Annotated in this window: 14 protein-coding genes; 5 read left to right on the forward strand and 9 right to left on the reverse strand. The window is 61.0% G+C overall.

Annotation, left to right across the window (positions count from 1 at the left end):
- Positions 1 to 29 precede the first annotated feature (29 nt).
- Positions 30 to 1205 (forward strand): lipase family protein, encoded by a 1176-nt coding sequence (locus ABIE52_RS07010; RefSeq protein WP_054827626.1) that lies wholly within the window; start codon positions 30 to 32, stop codon positions 1203 to 1205.
- A 73-nt stretch (positions 1206 to 1278) separates the two neighbouring features.
- A complete protein-coding gene (locus ABIE52_RS07015) occupies positions 1279 to 1752 on the forward strand; it encodes a DUF5709 domain-containing protein (protein ID WP_007732075.1) in 474 nt (157 codons plus the stop codon).
- Here the strand turns inward: ABIE52_RS07015 and ABIE52_RS07020 are convergent.
- A complete protein-coding gene (locus ABIE52_RS07020) occupies positions 1741 to 2790 on the reverse strand; it encodes a GGDEF domain-containing protein (protein ID WP_230793231.1) in 1050 nt (349 codons plus the stop codon). The genes ABIE52_RS07015 and ABIE52_RS07020 overlap by 12 nt on opposite strands.
- Positions 2791 to 3393: 603 nt before the next feature.
- On the opposite strand from ABIE52_RS07020, the gene ABIE52_RS07025 reads away from it, so the two are divergent.
- On the forward strand, positions 3394 to 4377 hold the full coding sequence (locus ABIE52_RS07025) for a hypothetical protein (protein ID WP_192712413.1): 984 nt from the start codon (positions 3394 to 3396) through the stop codon (positions 4375 to 4377).
- A gap of 7 nt (positions 4378 to 4384) precedes the next feature.
- Here ABIE52_RS07025 and galE read toward each other — a convergent pair whose 3' ends face one another.
- From galE to ABIE52_RS07050, 5 genes are read right to left on the reverse strand one after another with little or no spacing between them, the layout of a single operon-like run.
- Complete coding sequence (galE, locus tag ABIE52_RS07030; RefSeq protein ID WP_192712414.1) at positions 4385 to 5383, reverse strand: UDP-glucose 4-epimerase GalE; 999 nt, start codon at positions 5381 to 5383, stop codon at positions 4385 to 4387.
- A complete protein-coding gene (locus ABIE52_RS07035) occupies positions 5380 to 6510 on the reverse strand; it encodes a nucleotidyltransferase family protein (protein WP_192712415.1) in 1131 nt (376 codons plus the stop codon). The genes galE and ABIE52_RS07035 overlap by 4 nt, the downstream gene beginning before the upstream one ends.
- On the reverse strand, positions 6489 to 7367 hold the full coding sequence (locus tag ABIE52_RS07040; protein WP_257899128.1) for a phosphoenolpyruvate carboxykinase (ATP): 879 nt from the start codon (positions 7365 to 7367) through the stop codon (positions 6489 to 6491). The genes ABIE52_RS07035 and ABIE52_RS07040 overlap by 22 nt, the downstream gene beginning before the upstream one ends.
- Positions 7368 to 7374: 7 nt before the next feature.
- Positions 7375 to 7647, reverse strand: a complete 273-nt coding sequence (locus ABIE52_RS07045; protein WP_007732082.1) for a PqqD family protein — start codon at positions 7645 to 7647, stop codon at positions 7375 to 7377.
- A 46-nt stretch (positions 7648 to 7693) separates the two neighbouring features.
- A complete protein-coding gene (locus ABIE52_RS07050) occupies positions 7694 to 9781 on the reverse strand; it encodes a glycosyltransferase (protein WP_047270411.1) in 2088 nt (695 codons plus the stop codon).
- Between the two features lie 52 nt (positions 9782 to 9833).
- Here ABIE52_RS07050 and ABIE52_RS07055 point away from each other — a divergent pair, with 52 nt between their 5' ends.
- A complete protein-coding gene (locus ABIE52_RS07055) occupies positions 9834 to 10115 on the forward strand; it encodes a hypothetical protein (RefSeq protein ID WP_042450929.1) in 282 nt (93 codons plus the stop codon).
- A 451-nt stretch (positions 10116 to 10566) separates the two neighbouring features.
- Here the strand turns inward: ABIE52_RS07055 and ABIE52_RS07060 are convergent, their stop codons facing one another.
- Positions 10567 to 11364 (reverse strand): ArsR/SmtB family transcription factor, encoded by a 798-nt coding sequence (locus ABIE52_RS07060; protein ID WP_080961164.1) that lies wholly within the window; start codon positions 11362 to 11364, stop codon positions 10567 to 10569.
- Positions 11365 to 11775: 411 nt separating this feature from the next.
- On the opposite strand from ABIE52_RS07060, the gene ABIE52_RS07065 reads away from it, so the two are divergent.
- Positions 11776 to 13191 carry an NAD(P)/FAD-dependent oxidoreductase gene (locus tag ABIE52_RS07065; RefSeq protein WP_003944885.1) on the forward strand — a complete coding sequence of 472 codons (1416 nt, stop codon included), beginning with the start codon at positions 11776 to 11778 and terminating at the stop codon, positions 13189 to 13191.
- Between the two features lie 83 nt (positions 13192 to 13274).
- Here the strand turns inward: ABIE52_RS07065 and ABIE52_RS07070 are convergent, their stop codons facing one another.
- Both ABIE52_RS07070 and ABIE52_RS07075 read right to left on the reverse strand, forming a co-directional pair.
- Positions 13275 to 13703, reverse strand: coding sequence for a PaaI family thioesterase (locus tag ABIE52_RS07070; protein WP_003945020.1), 429 nt, complete (start codon positions 13701 to 13703; stop codon positions 13275 to 13277).
- A gap of 236 nt (positions 13704 to 13939) precedes the next feature.
- Positions 13940 to 14722, reverse strand: a complete 783-nt coding sequence (locus ABIE52_RS07075; protein WP_003944809.1) for a hypothetical protein — start codon at positions 14720 to 14722, stop codon at positions 13940 to 13942.
- Positions 14723 to 14856: the final 134 nt, after the last annotated feature.

Genomic DNA, 14856 nt, shown 5'->3' on the forward strand with positions numbered 1-14856 from the left:
TGCGAACCACACGCGTGTTTACCGGATCGATGCTGACTGCCGCTGCACTGACTGCCGCACTGCTCTCCGGGGGGACTGCACAGGCCGATCCCGCATATCCGGCACCGGACCCGGACCCGTTCTACTCGCAAGCAGCTGCCGAGGGGACCGCCGGCACGCCGATCTCCGTGCGCCGGGCCCCTGACCTGATGACCTTTCCCGGCGTCGCGATCTGGCAGGTCAGTTACAGGTCCACGAACTCAGAGAACAAGCCTATTGCCGCGGTCAGCACGATCCTGGTCCCGCCGAATCAAGCACAAGACGGCCCGTTGCTCTCGTATCAGCACATCGTCAATGCACTCGGTACGGGATGTGCGCCATCTCGCGCGCTATACGCATCGGATCCCAACATCGTCATCCGTGAAGCGCCCATCCTCAACGTCGCGCTGCAACGTGGATGGACCATTGCCCTTCCCGACCATCTCGGACCCAACAGTGCGTACGGCGCCGCGCGCCTGGGCGGACAGATCACGCTCGACGGTATCCGCGCCGTTCAGAAAGTCCCCGAATTGCGTAGTGGCGCCAGCCCTGTAGGTATTGCCGGCTACTCCGGCGGCGGCATGGCCACCGCGTGGGCGGCCGCACTGGCCCCGAGCTACGCACCCGAGGTCAACCTTGTCGGTGTAGCCGAGGGCGGCGTCCCGATGAATCTGTCCAAGATGGCAAACGGCCTCGGACAGGATCCGCACCCGGCATTCGGCCTCGCCTTCGCCGCAGCAATGGGCCTCGAACGCGAGTATCCCGACCTACTGCCGCTGAGCAACCAACTCAACGACCTCGGACGGTCGATGCGGGCCGAACTCACCAACGCGTGCACCAACGACATCCTCAGGGTCGGTGCCGGGCGCAGTGCCTCTCAGGTGTCGACGTCGACATCCTTGCTGTCCAGCCCTGAAGTGCGAAAGGTGATGGACGACAACAGCGTCGAACTCTATCCGGGTGTGCCGACTGCCCCGGTGTTCGAATGGCACACACCCGACGACGTTCTGATCCCCATCGATTCGGTGGTCAACACGATTTCGCGGTACTGCGCCGCCGGAGCCACGATTCAATCCCAACTGTTCCCCAGCCCGGACCACCTCACCACTGCGGTCCTCGGTCTGCCCACCGCATTCGAGTACCTACAGGACCGATTCGACGGAGTGCCGGCCCCGCGTTCGTGCTGAATGTCTCCGGAGTGACGTATCGAGCAGGCGCGGCACATGGCCAACTCGGTGTGCCCGTGGCATCGTTGATCGTATGAGCGACACGGATGACACCGGCGCGGCCGGCAATGGCGATTACAGTCTCGATCCCGACGACCAGCTTCAACCTGAAGACACTCTGATCGATCGAGGCGTCGACGACATTCTCGACGAGGGAATCTCACCACCGGAACGCCCACTGGGACTTGATGCCCACGGGTTGACCGGCAGCGAGGAATCAGCGGGGGAGACCCTCGACGAGCGCCTGGCCGAAGAAGAACCCGATCCGTACGCGTCGCTCGGAGATCCTTTGAAGGATCCCGCCGATGCCGACGAATTCGAACGGGAAGAAGAATTCCCGGACGGTGACGAAGTGGGTAACCGTCGGGTCGGGCGTCTCGTTGCCGAAGACGAGGGCAGATACGAGGACGAGGAAAGTGAACTCATTGCCGGAGACGTCGGAATCGACGGCGGCGCAGCGTCGGCAGAGGAAGCCGCGATGCATCTGATCGACGATTCAGAGGACTGAACGACCGCCTGACTGTTGTGGCTGTTGTAGCTGTTGATCGGTGAGAACGATGGAGTGGACGTGATTTCCACCCATTCTCTTGCTTTCGTACATCGCCGAATCGGCGAGGCGATGTAGATCGTGAACGCCACTTTCTGCTGCTTGTACGTCCGGCCAGGCGCCGTTGTGGATGGCTATGCCGATGCTGGTCGTCGAGATTGGTTCGCCTGTAGGGGAGTTCATGATGGGCGCGATCCGGGCCAGTAGATCGCCGACGTACGGCAACGGCATCATCTGAACGACGACGAACTCGTCACCGCCGATGCGCGCTATCGCCGCGTCCGATCTGGCCCAGTCGTGTAGTCGATAGGCCGTGCGCAGTATGACTCGGTCGCCGACGTCGTGACCGTAGGTGTCGTTGAAGTGTTTGAAATTGTCGATGTCGATCACCACCACCAGCAAGGACTGGTCGAGGCTGGATTTCGCTTGCAGTAGTTCGGAAGTCCGCCGTGCGAGTCCGCGCCGATTCAGCAGGTCCGTCAACGGATCGAGTTCTGAGCTTTGAGCGTCGTTGCTCAGAAGCGCCAGAGCAATCTGCGTGACCACCGGTATGACAGTGATGACAGGAATGGCAAAGGCAATGCGCCCCAGGACGTCTGGAAGGCCAGAAGGTACATCGGTGAACACGCCGATGCTGGCGACAACGATGACCGCCCCGGAAAACAGCAGGTGCCACAGCTGAGTTCGAAGATTGTGAAAGAAGGCTATGTACGAGCCGACGAGCCCGAAGACGAGACATCCGAGTAATCTCTGATCCGGATTCGCCTCGGCCAGCACGATCACCGCAACAGCGAAGTCCCCGGCAACGACGAAGAAATACGACCTTTCACGGGTGGTCGCTACGACAGGCAGGGCAATTCCGCCGATCATCACAAGCACTGCGACGACGACGTCCAACGGAAATCCGATGGTCTGTACCGAATGAGTGCCCAGTCGCTTCAGCAGAATCGTGATACCCAGGAGGAAAACCAATACGCCGATGCCTATCCGAGTCGGCATCAGAATTCCGTTGTCGCGCAAGAATCGCGTGAAACGGTCAAACTGGTCTGGCACTGCGAGCCAGCGATGCACGACCTTGGGTGTGTCGCTCATCGCGGCCACTGACCATGAGAAGCGGCCGGTCGAATACAACACATGCGGCGATAGTAGTCCGTGGCGATGACAATGGAACTGAACTCGCCTCCAGCCTGTCGACCATAATACGTCACAGTGACGAATTGAGGTGGGGTAGCCGGAAGTCGGTGAGACGTGTTTATCGGCATCAATCCACATCAGAGCACTTATTGGTCGTTCCTGACGTCCAGGTCGCGCGGCGTAGCCGCAGTCGCCGGCGAGGCCATGCGGTGATCGGTACCAATTCAGCCGGCGATCGCGGAGTCGCAATGGTCGAGTCGTGCAAGCCGGTCGCAGATCTAGGACGGAAACGCAGGAAAGCCGGCAAATGTACCGGCAGACAGACATAGGTGGGCGGAAACAAGGAAGGTTGCACGAACCAGGCGTGAGCCGGATATCGCCAGGTCGAGAATTTGCCGATAATCTACATTATGTCAAGTAATGGATATTCGAACGTCCCCCGTCAGCTTGTCCGCTAGCTTTACCCACATGGATTCCGTTGCACTCGTCCTCGGTTCACCACGTGGCCGTCGCTTCTGTGCGAACGTCGGTTACGCATGCCGCGCCGGCGCACGCACATCCGGTGGACACTGGCCTCAATCGCCGGACGATGCGCTCCAAGTTCTCGGCGCTGTTGATATCCGGGCAATCGGCGAGATGTCCGAACTCGAGATTCTGCACTGTCTTGCGTATGCCGTAGATTTTGCACGCTACTGGGAGCCGCCGGACGAAGAAGATCTGATCTTCGTCCGCCCTGAGGTGATCGCGGCATTGCGACCGATTGCCGAAGCACTACTCGACTCCCCACACACTGCCTGGTGGACCGAGCCGATCGACCGTCTGAACCAGAATCTGGTTGAAAAGCGAAACCCTATTTACGGCTGGTCGGACCTACCCTTGCGGATTTACCGTGCAGAGGACGGCCTCGAACAGTGGCGTGCTGAGGCACTCGACAACGAACGTCAGTTTCTGGAATACCAGATCGAAGATCCGGACCGTCACATCGGAGGCGAATGGTGGTCTATCCCGTTTGCCAACGGCACAACCGAAACAACCAGGGCCCGCGACGGTATCGGGGCGCTCGGGGTGTTTCTCGAAGAAGACAGCTCCTCGAACGAGGCGCGGGTGCAGCCGGTAAGGATCTACGGCGCGCCCCGGATCTACGAGATCACCGGTCCGCAGGACTGGGCGAATCTGGTCGATACCTATCCCCTGCCAGTGCCCGCTTCACGTCGCTCTGTGTGGTACGACACGACCGGTGAATACCGTGACTGGTTCATTCCGGACTGGGTTTCGGTCGCTGCAGATTACGACGCCGTGCACCTGACCATGATGGCTTATCTGACCACGCCAGGCATCGCGATCCCGTTGTCGGCCAACTCGGGGGCCACCGTGCTCGCCGGGTGGGATCCGGACGCCACCTTCTGGCTACGTAGCAACAACATCACCGTTGACGACGACCCGACGGGCTGACATTCGGCTACACCGAGTTGAGCAGGTGCGGCCGCACTGCCAGCCACCGCGCGGTGTCCTCGATCCCCTGTTCCAGGGTGAATGTCGGAACCCACCCGAGTAGTCGCAACGCACGATCGTTCGACGCGTAAGCGCCGGCAGTGTCACCGGTGCGTCGGCCGGCAGCGACCACGTCGATATCTTCACCGAGCACGTTCTCGAATGTGTGTACCAGCTCCCACACCGTCGTCCCCCGCCCGCTGCCCAGATTGACCACAGTCATGCGTGATGATTCAGCGGTGACCCGGTCGAACCTTTCCAGCGCTCGAACATGAGCGTCTGCAAGGTCCCAGACATGAACGTAATCACGCACTCCGGATCCGTCGCGCGTCGGCCAATCCGTTCCCGTAACCCTGAAAGGCGTTCCTGTCGAAGATGATTCGAACAGCTTTCCGAGTGCGTGGGTCGGGCGTGCCGATGGTGTACCACTTCGCAGCTCCGGATCTGCCCCGACCGGATTGAAGTAGCGTAGAGATATCGCCGATAATTTAGTGGCCGCCGCAATGTCGTCGAGCATCGTTTCGAACTGAGCCTTGCTGTGCGCATAGGGACTCTGCGGTGCGATCCCCCAACGTTCGTCGACACACCCACCGTCGCTCGGCGCATACACCGCCGCAGAGGAACTGAACAAGAAGCGCTCACACCCGTTCCGAAGGACACTCGATACCAGCGTCAGCGACTTGGATACGTTGTTCTCGTAGTACCGCGCCGGGTTACTCACGGAATCTCCGACCACGATCAAGGCCGCACAGTGAACTGTCGCATCGATATCGGAATGATCTGCGAATACTTTGTCGAGCAGTTTCTCGTCCGCGATGTCGCCGCAGTAGAACGGGAATCTGTGCGCAAATTCGGCGCGGCCGGTCAGCAGGTTGTCGAGAATCACGACATCGATCCCGGCGTCGACGCACTTCGACGCGACGGTGCTTCCGATGAATCCCGCTCCGCCCGTGATCAGTACTTTCACGCCGCTCCCCCGGCATCTTCGACGGCAGTTTTCGCACGACGGACGAAGTGGGACACGCGTGAGCGGGCCAAGTCCCATCCACGTAGGTCGCGCCCGTCCCGGATGGAAAGCCGATCACGGTCGAGAAAGAGCGGCACCATGACCAGATCGCGGTAGAGCGAGTGCAGGCGTGGGCGATCCGCCAACCACAGCGTCCATCGCCACCACCAACGAGCCGAGATGGTCGTCATTCCGGTACTGACGCCGAAGATCGATTCCACCGCCGCCCAGTGGACGTTCACCGCCCGACGGACATCGCGTGGCAACTGGCGTCTGGAGAGCGTCACAGCGAGTTCCGGTTCGGAAGTGAGCAGGTACCCCACGTCGAAGACACTGTTCAACGACAAATCGGCTCGAATCAAGGCCCGATCGGCAAGCCGCGCGTGAGCGATGACGTGCAGCGTCACGTCGGCCATCGCAAGGCGGGATTCTTCCGCCTCCGCGCTGATTCCTCGGACTGCGGCCTCCCGGGTCAGCGCGTGACGGGCGAACCTCGGAAGTAAGTGCGAATGGATTTCGACGGAGCCATGACGGTCGTCGCGAAGGAGTGCCGGTTCCTGATGATCGTCGTGATCGATGGAGTCGGAGTCCACTTCGTCAGGGCGGACCATTCGGTAGCCGAAATCGAGGATCGCGTCGTTGGCCGGAACGGCATGTGCAGGGTCGACGACCAAAAGGTCGATGTCCGTCATCCGTCGAGCTGCCGGGTTCGGCCAGATTTTTCGCTCGAGAAGGGCGGCACCCTTCAGTGCAACCGTCGGAAATCCGTTGCTGTGTAACAACTCTTGCAGTTCCACTCGCTGCGCGTCGAGGTCCGAGATCCTTATGGTGTTTCGGTGATGGACAAGGCTCAGCGTCAATTCCGGACTCGATGCGGTGGCCGAGGATTCCGACAGCATTTCCGCGAAGCTCGCAGGTAGGACCGATGCGAAGCCGGCCTCGACCGCTCGGGAGGCGAGCAGCGGCAATACCTTGTGCCTTACAGCGGCGTCGATGACTCTGGGCCAATCCTGCTGCGAACACAAGCGGATGACGTCGGCCCCACACTCGGGTTTCAACATGGAAATCAGGTACCGGGTGTCACGCATGACGCCACCAGTTCCTCCACGGTGTCGGCGCCGGTATCGCCGTGATGTCGAATCAGTCTGTAGCACGGGGCATTCGAGAGTAGAGCAGCGATGTTTCTCAGGGTCAATCCGTGGTTGTCGGACCACAGTGCGGATTGCTCGGCTAGCGACTGTATCGCTTGGGGTACGGGCATCGGAGCGAGTCGAGTCGGCCCCTCGTCCCATCCATCGAGGATCAGCACCAGATCGATTCCGCGAACCGCCGAGCTGACGTTTCGTTCAGCAGGCAAGGTTGACGGGTCCAACGCCCACACCGGCGGGGCGTACGGAAGATACAGCGAATCGTGCGCTTTGATCTCCGGGAGGACGTCGAACGTACCGGCTTTGAGGTGGACCCGCCGTGGTAAGCCCACAGCTTCGGTACCACGAATGAAGACGCCTTCGTCAGCACGCAGTTGTGCACCCCGTAAGGCAAGGGCGAGCGCCAAGGTGGTCTTGCCCGCCCCGGAATGCCCGGCGATCGCCACTCTCACACCGTTGCAGTCGACCAGAGCGGCGTGCAGGCGTGTCCAATGTCGGGCGTGCGCGGCCGTCATGACATCCCGGTGCACCGTGCGGTACACGCTCTCCGCGAGCTGGAGACCGTCCAGACCGATCAGCGTTTCACGGCTGCCGCTGATGGTCGATTCGATGGTGACGTCCCAGCGACCGAATGTCGCTCGATTCCGCTGAATCCGAACTTCGACGTTGTTGTCCGCAGGCCACGGGCTGGCAATCCGATGCTCGACGACACCGACCTCGGGTATGCGGAAACCGCGCACAATCGCGTCAACCCAAAGGTAATGCGCCCGGAATTGTGGTACGTGGTTGCCTGTCACGGAATTCTCACACCAGCAGACGAGAGGTGCTCAGCTGTCCGTACGTCTCGTTGACTACCGACTTCGCCTCGTCGTCAGGGATCTCGAGCACTTCTGCCACGGCCTGGACAATTTCGCTGACGGTCCGGCCGTCACACAGTTCCCACACCAACGTCGCGACCGGGTTGAGGTGATGGGCAACCTCGCTGGAACTGTCGTACAGCACAACACCGTCGGTGAGATCGTTGCTCTCCACCGTCTGAGAGCGTTGCGGTCTCACACCTTCGAGTAGTTCGGTCAAGATATCTCCTTGATTCAGCGAATCCGATTTCGTTTCGGTGGTGGTCTCACAGTGCGAAGCGTCGTGAGTATTCGGATTCGATTGCGCCCGAACGAATCAGGCTGCGTGTGGAGGCGATGCCGGGCGACAGCGTCAGGCACGTGAGCGCTCCCCCGGCACTCGCATCCACCAGGTAGTCGCCCAGAGTTCGGTAGTGACCCGCCCATTGTCCGAATGCTTCGGGATCTGACTCCGGATCCGCAATCTCATCGAGAATTCGCTCGAAGGCGCGCGAATGTACGAGAACGGCGTGGACGCCACAGTTCTCAGGACTGGTGCGCAAGAGTGCCGAACCGTCGAGCAGAGCTCCGTCCCTCGATTTCGGGTCGTGTCCGAGGTGGACGACATCCCAATCGCCGTGATCCAACTCTTCGCGGGCATGGCCAAGGATCGATGCGGCGGCATCCAGCAAACTGACGTCGTCAGCAGCGATGAGGACCGAATCCCAGCCCTTCTCAGTCGCCCGAGCGAGCGCACGACGCCACGAGACGGTGAAGGCCGCGTCCTGATTCATCGCGTCCTCGAAAGCCGACACTCTTTCCACCGCTGTTACGCGCGGTAAGCGAATGAATCTATGCCAGGACGCTTTCCATCTGTCGATGTCAAGATCGAGATTCACGACGGCAACACCGAGGTCCGACTGAGAATCCTCGACAACGGGGTTGGGTTCTCCCCCTACTCGGACAGGCGACAGTGGGCGATCGAGCACAACGTCGACTGCGCCTCGCTCGAGCAGATAAGCCGCCAGTGAGAAGTCGGACGGCACGGGTCCGTTGATCCTTCGTGAGAGTTCGTCTCGCAAAGTTCCGTATGTCGCCGCGCGAACAATCAGTGCAGCTCCGACCAGATCTTCGCCGTGTGCGTGGATGACAGCCGTATCGGCTTCGGCGGGGAGGTCGTCGACGATGTTCCGTAGCTTGTACATAACCGCGGGTTCGATCACGCGCGCCTCGTCCAGAAAAACCACCGACTTCCAGCCCAGCAGAATTGCCTTGTCGAGTCCGGCGACGAACGCAGAGGCCGTCCTCCACCCATCCGGACCGTCGTCCTCCGCCGGAATGGCACGGTGAACGGTCAGTTCGATCGACTCGGCCTCCGCCAGGCATGAACGCCACGGAGCGACTCGGCCGTCGTCGCTGAGAACGACCACCCCACCGAAGACCAACTCGGGTCGCTGGACGCTCAGCTCGGCACGGTGACGAATCTCGGGATACGAATCACCGAGGTACCTGGAGAACTGACGATGGAGTGAGTCGAGATCCCATCCGACCTCACTCCAACCGAGCAGGTAATTGTGAACACGATCTTCCCAGTTTATTCGATACGGGACACCGGCCGGGCGCTCGAATCGATGGTGCCAACCAAATGTCGGAAGGCAGACGACCTTTCCGCCGTTGATCCGGAACTTCTCGTGGATGTATCCCTCTTCACCGCCGAATCCGGTGAAGTGCGAGTTCAATCCCGGCCATGCCTCACGCCTGCAGGCAAATGAGCCGAGGCCCTGCATGACGATCTCGAAAGGCACGTCAGGGTGTTGCTTCGCTCGCGGATCAACTCCCCACGAGCCGAACATCCCGTTGCGCCACTTGGGGTCCATGTGGGTGGCCGCGATGTGCGAGGAATCCTGGGAGAGCATCGGTCCCTGGATCAGATCGTCGGTTTCCGGGTCCGCATCGAAATACGCCAGCAACGCCGACAACGATCCCGGTGCCAAGATCACGTGAGAGTCGAGGACAAGGACATACTTTCCGGTGGCCTTGCGGAACAGGACGTCCCGCACCGCAGTCGATCGAACGTCGGTGAACGGGATGTAGCGGAACCGACCGATGTAACCGGCAAACGATTCGAGCATCGGCGCCGGCAACCCCTCGGGGTTGTTGTCCAACAAGACGAATTCGACTCTGTCCAGAACCTCGCGATGATGGACCAAGATCGAGTGGATCGTGAAGTACGCGCCGTCGAAATCGTCGTAGGTCGCGATAGCGACAGTCAGATCGGCCGGTTCTCCGTGTGGCGGAGTCTCCTTCACCTGAACCGACCCCGCGCTCTGAAACTTCTTCAGAGCGCGGTGTAGCGCGACGTCGAACTCTGTCATCGTCGGTGTTCCCCCTCGGAACCAGTCGCGTCGTGTCGGCTACGTAGGTTCCGTGGGATTCGTCGGCTGGGTCGGAGGGGTCGGGAAGGTCGGCTCGGTGCGAGTGGTCGGTACCGTCGGTACGGTTGGCACAGTCGGGACGGTCGGCTCCGTCGGCGCTGTCGGCCCGGTGGGCTTGGCGGTCGTCGTTCCACCCGAACCTGACGAGCTACCAGTTGATCCGGAACCTGTGGAACTTCCGGACGGTCCCGAACTCCCGGAACTACCCGAACTTCCTGACGATCCCGAACTTCCCGATGATCCGGGATTGCCCGGCTCGTTTCCGCCCGGCTGATTCCCTCCCGGAGTATTACCACCGGGCTGATTCCCGCCTGGTTGCTCGCCGCCTGGTTGATTCGGATTCTGCTGGCCACGACTTGGCGCTCCGGAAAGATTCGGCGTGTCACCGGCTGCGAAGGCCGGCGCCGCACCACCGAGGCTGATCGACGTCACGACTGGCACAGTTACCGCCGAGGCCGCTAGAACTGTCTTGACGAACTTGCGTCGATCAACTGGAACATTCTGAAAAGCGTCGCCGCCCATAGCGTTTCTCCCATGCGTCCGAGACGAGGTCGTCCTCACTCGATGTCGGGCAAAACGCTAGCATCCTTCTGGCAACTTTACAGACTGAACGCGCCGATATTTGACGGTTATGCGAATTTGAGTCCGGACTGGGCCGACTGTTCGGACAAACGTACGGCGATCTCCTCCTGTTCAGGGGACTCGTTTGTCCCGGTCGACAACCGTCAACCGACCGGCATCTCCCACGGCGCCACCGGAAGAGTATTTCCGGTCTCGAGGTAGGACTTCAGATTCGACAGCACCGCCGACCATCCGCCGGCCACCTCCACGCGAGCCGATTCGTCCGCCAAATCGGTGTGCTTGACGGTCAGTCGCACGATCGCGCCGAAGGCTTCGATGTCGAAACTCACCCGAGAGATGTCGACGCCCGGTTCGCCGTTCGGATCAGCCCAGGTGGTGACCAACCTCGACGGAGGGTTGCTCTCGACTACGGTGCCGACTACATCGGCAATGTTCGAACCGTCGATCCGGCGGTGCTCCCAGGTCGATCCCGGCTGCCAGTCGGAGACGTTGCTGTGTCCCCAATACTCTGCGGTGGCCTGTGCGTCGGTGAGCGCTTTCCAGACGTTGTCCGCCGTGCTCGCAATGTAGGTGACGTACACAAAACTGGGCTTGTCGGTCATGGCTTCCTCCGCGATTTTTTTGACGGTACTGAGCGCACGAAGGCGCGGTACCTCGAACTTGTTGATCCACCGCTCTCGAATCTCCTCGAGCGCAACGGGATTGAGATAGTGAAGCTTTGCCCTCCCCTGTCGGACCGTGCTGATCAGATTGGCGTCCTCGAGCATAGTGAGGTGTTGAGTGACAGCTTGCCGACTCATGTCGAGGCTGTCGCACAGCTCGCCGAGCGACTGACCGTTGGCTACGAACAAGCGGTCCAGGAGAAGCCTTCGTGTGGGATCGGCCAGTGCTTTGAAGGCTGCATTCATCCGGTCGTTCACAACTTCACAATATGCAAGCATTTACTTGCATGTCAACGGTTGGGCGTGCCGGGTTTCGAAAGTTGGGACAGATGAGGTGTGATGTCTCTAGGCAGATGTGATCTGAATCCCGGATTGCACCGTAAGAGAGGTTGGGCACATGGACTGGGCAGCAATTGGAGTGGGTGTCGGGTATGCCTCGGTGGCCCTGTCGATCCTGGTTTTCGTCGGCGGGTGCATCGCACTGTTCATCTTGTCCGTCCGCCAGTAGCTGACACCTCGACAAAGTGGTGATCACCCCGGGGTCCGGCCAAGCCGATCACCTCGGGAGTGATCACCCTCGAGGCCGCTTGATCGATTCGGACACACCGGCGCGCGTCGGACTGCTCGCAGAGAAGCTCGGCCGCGGTGGGACTACCGTAGGACTGTCGCCTAGAACTCGAGGAGTACGGAATGAGCATCCAGTCGGTTGAACCGCACCGCCACCGCGTAGTGGTGATCGGTTCCGGCTTCGGAGGATTGTTCGGCACTCAGGCTCTCAAAAAAGCCGATGCCGACATCACGATGATCGCGCGTACAACCCACCATCTGTTTCAGCCGCTCCTCTATCAGGTTGCGACCGGCATCCTCTCGGTCGGTGACATCGCTCCCGCCACGAGACTGGTGCTGCGCAAGCAGAAGAACGCACAGGTACTGCTCGGTGAGGTCGAGACCATTGATCTCGAGAATCAGACCGTGACCTCGCGCCTGCTCGAACGCGTCACTGTTACGCCGTTCGACAGTCTGATCGTGGCAGCCGGTGCCGGTCAGTCGTACTTCGGCAACGACCAGTTCGCGGAGTTCGCCCCCGGAATGAAAACGATCGACGACGCCCTCGAACTGCGCGGACGAATCCTCGGGGCCTTCGAACAGGCCGAACTGTCGGACGATCCCGCCGAGCGTGCGCGCTTGCTCACCTTCGTCGTTGTCGGCGCCGGCCCCACCGGCGTGGAGTTGGCCGGGCAGATCGCCGAGCTTTCCCGTCGAACGCTGGACGGCGCGTTCCGCAAGATCGATCCTCGTGAAGCGCGCGTCGTGCTCCTCGACGGCGCCCCTGCCGTGTTGCCCGTGTACGGCGGGAAGCTCAGCCGCAAGGCTGCCGAGACGCTCGAGAAGCTCGGCGTCGAGATCCAGCTCGACGCGATGGTCACCGACGTGGACAACGACGGTCTGATCATCAAGGAGAAGGACGGCACGCTTCGCCGTATCGAGTCGCAGTGCAAGGTGTGGTCCGCCGGCGTGCAGGCCAGCCCCCTCGGCAAGCAGCTCGCAGAACAGAGCGGCGGAGAAACCGACCGCGCTGGCCGCGTCATGGTCAATCCCGACTTGTCTCTGCCCGGGCACCCCAACGTCTTTGTCATCGGCGACATGATGTCGCTCGACAAGCTGCCCGGATTGGCTCAGGTTGCCATGCAGGGTGGCAAGTACGCGGCCAAGCAGATCAAAGCGTCACTGGACGGCAAGTCCCCGTCGGAACGAGTTCCGTTCAAGTACTTCGACAAGGGCAGTATGGCAACGATCTCGCGCTTCAGCGCGGTAGCCAAGGTGGGCAAGCTCGAGATCAGCGGCTTCATCGGGTGGGTTGCCTGGCTGGCAATTCACCTCCTCTACCTCGTCGGATTCCGTTCCCGTGCCTCGACGCTGTTGTCATGGGCGGTGACGTTCTTCGGGCGTGGCCGTGCTCAGATGGCGTCCACCGAGCAGCAGGTCTTCGCGCGAAACGCGATGGGCGAATTGGAGAAGAAAAACAAGGAAGCGACGGAGTCCGGCAGCGCTTCGAATGGCGAAGCCAAGAAGGCTGCCGGCAAGCAGCAGAAGGCCGCCGGCTGATCAACACCTGAGTGACCGGCGGAGGGCGGCTGTGGAGTTCAACTCCACAGCTGCCCTCCGTCATTCGATCGACTGCCGTGTTGTCAGTTTCCGATCTTCGCCACCTCGGTGATGTTCGCGAGGCGAACCTGTCCCTTGGAAACGAGTCGGTCGTTCTCGTCGGTGATGCGAACTTCCCAGAGTTGCTGGGTGCGTCCGCGATGAATCGGGGTGGCTTCAGCGGTGAGAGTGCCCTCCCGCGTTGCGCGCAGGAAGTCGGTGTTGTTGTTGACTCCGACCACGTGTCCTCGCTCACCCAGCCACACGGTGCCACCGACGCTGGCGAGAGACTCCACCACCGAGCAGTACACACCCCCGTGCTGTATCCCGGCGGGCTGGTGCAGCGTGGGCTTGACGGTCCATTGCGCCCGCACGCGATCTGGGCTCAGTTCGGTGTATTCCAGGCCGATGGTGGCGTCGAAGCCCGTTCCGAGCCGTTTCATCATCTCTGCGGTCTCAGCAGTGTCGACCATGCCATCTCCATCTGTGATTCTCTGGCGCCGGTGTGGCTGCCACTCCCTACCTGATTACACGAGAGGTAACTCGAGCTTGGAATCAGGTCTGGAAAAAGAACCGGCGGGTTTCACATCATTCGATGTGAAACCCGCCGTGGGAAGGACCGGGAGTCTCTGCAGCCCTCAGGACTCCGGCGCGGTCCGGCAGTTTCGTCACTCTCGCGGGGTGTAGCTCGCCGCGCGGTGTTCCACAATCATAGGCAAGGCTGACCTAATTTAGCAAGCCCTTCGTCGAACTGGTTCCAACGAGGACGTAGCGAGACCTTGCGGCGTGCACGCACGGGCAGTCCGGCGGCGACAAAAGCGTCCAGCAGCCCCTGCCCGCGGCGCTGAGCGGCTGATTCGCCCCCGCCGGCCAAGATGGGGACATATGCCGCTGCGCCCAGGATCGACTCCCCTACCAAGCCCCAGAATCTGAACTGGTCGACGGGCGCACACCTGGAGACGGCGTCGTAGATCGCCCGTAGCGAGGTCAGGCAACGGTGCGCGGTCCAGACGAGGAGCGCTTCTTCGCACGGCATGTCGACGACGCCGTCACTGCCGGACTCCCGTCCGTTCGGCGCAACTCGCAGAGTTTCGTCGATCACCCCGGCCCAGTCGATACCGCCGTCGCTGTCCATGTGGATGAACAGGTTCTCGAGGCCTGGATCCCAAGCGGCACCTTCGGAGACGATCGATGCGGCAACCCTGCCGACCACAGCGTGAATCAGTGATGTTGCGACCTGTATCGCCGCAGCTTCGGCACTGTCGAGATCCTGGAGCGAGCGGGCGAACATCTGATGCACCCGATCCCCGCACAAGCCTTCACTCAACTGCCACCAACGCCGTTTGCCTTCACCTGACATGGCGGCAACCGCGTAGACGCGCGGGTAGTCAGGGTTGAGTGCTCGTAGGCGAACGCTGGTGCGGCTCAATGCGTTCGACCGGAGTTCGAATTCACGAACATCCGCATGCTGGGTGGTCAAGGTGATTGTCACCGTGCACTCCAATCGGCCGAAGTTGTCTTGTGGTTCTTAATGTAGGTTAGCCTCACCATAATTCAAGAGTAAAGAACTGTGACGCTGGGCACCGCATATTCACAGGAACTTGCCCCGCAGGGAGCACACCCACA

It is taken from the genome of Rhodococcus sp. OAS809 (genome assembly GCF_040546695.1).
GTDB lineage: Bacteria > Actinomycetota > Actinomycetes > Mycobacteriales > Mycobacteriaceae > Rhodococcus_F > Rhodococcus_F qingshengii.

Excerpts from the sequence above, each read along its gene's own strand:
- ABIE52_RS07010 (WP_054827626.1), top strand. The coding sequence starts at position 30 with ATGCTGACTGCCGCTGCACTGACTGCCGCACTGCTCTCCGGGGGGACT.
- ABIE52_RS07015 (WP_007732075.1), top strand. The coding sequence starts at position 1,279 with ATGAGCGACACGGATGACACCGGCGCGGCCGGCAATGGCGATTACAGT.
- ABIE52_RS07020 (WP_230793231.1), bottom strand. The coding sequence starts at position 2,790 with ATGCCGACTCGGATAGGCATCGGCGTATTGGTTTTCCTCCTGGGTATC.
- ABIE52_RS07025 (WP_192712413.1), top strand. The coding sequence starts at position 3,394 with ATGGATTCCGTTGCACTCGTCCTCGGTTCACCACGTGGCCGTCGCTTC.
- ABIE52_RS07035 (WP_192712415.1), bottom strand. The coding sequence starts at position 6,510 with ATGCGTGACACCCGGTACCTGATTTCCATGTTGAAACCCGAGTGTGGG.
- ABIE52_RS07050 (WP_047270411.1), bottom strand. The coding sequence starts at position 9,781 with ATGACAGAGTTCGACGTCGCGCTACACCGCGCTCTGAAGAAGTTTCAG.
- ABIE52_RS07060 (WP_080961164.1), bottom strand. The coding sequence starts at position 11,364 with ATGCTTGCATATTGTGAAGTTGTGAACGACCGGATGAATGCAGCCTTC.
- ABIE52_RS07065 (WP_003944885.1), top strand. The coding sequence starts at position 11,776 with ATGAGCATCCAGTCGGTTGAACCGCACCGCCACCGCGTAGTGGTGATC.
- ABIE52_RS07070 (WP_003945020.1), bottom strand. The coding sequence starts at position 13,703 with ATGGTCGACACTGCTGAGACCGCAGAGATGATGAAACGGCTCGGAACG.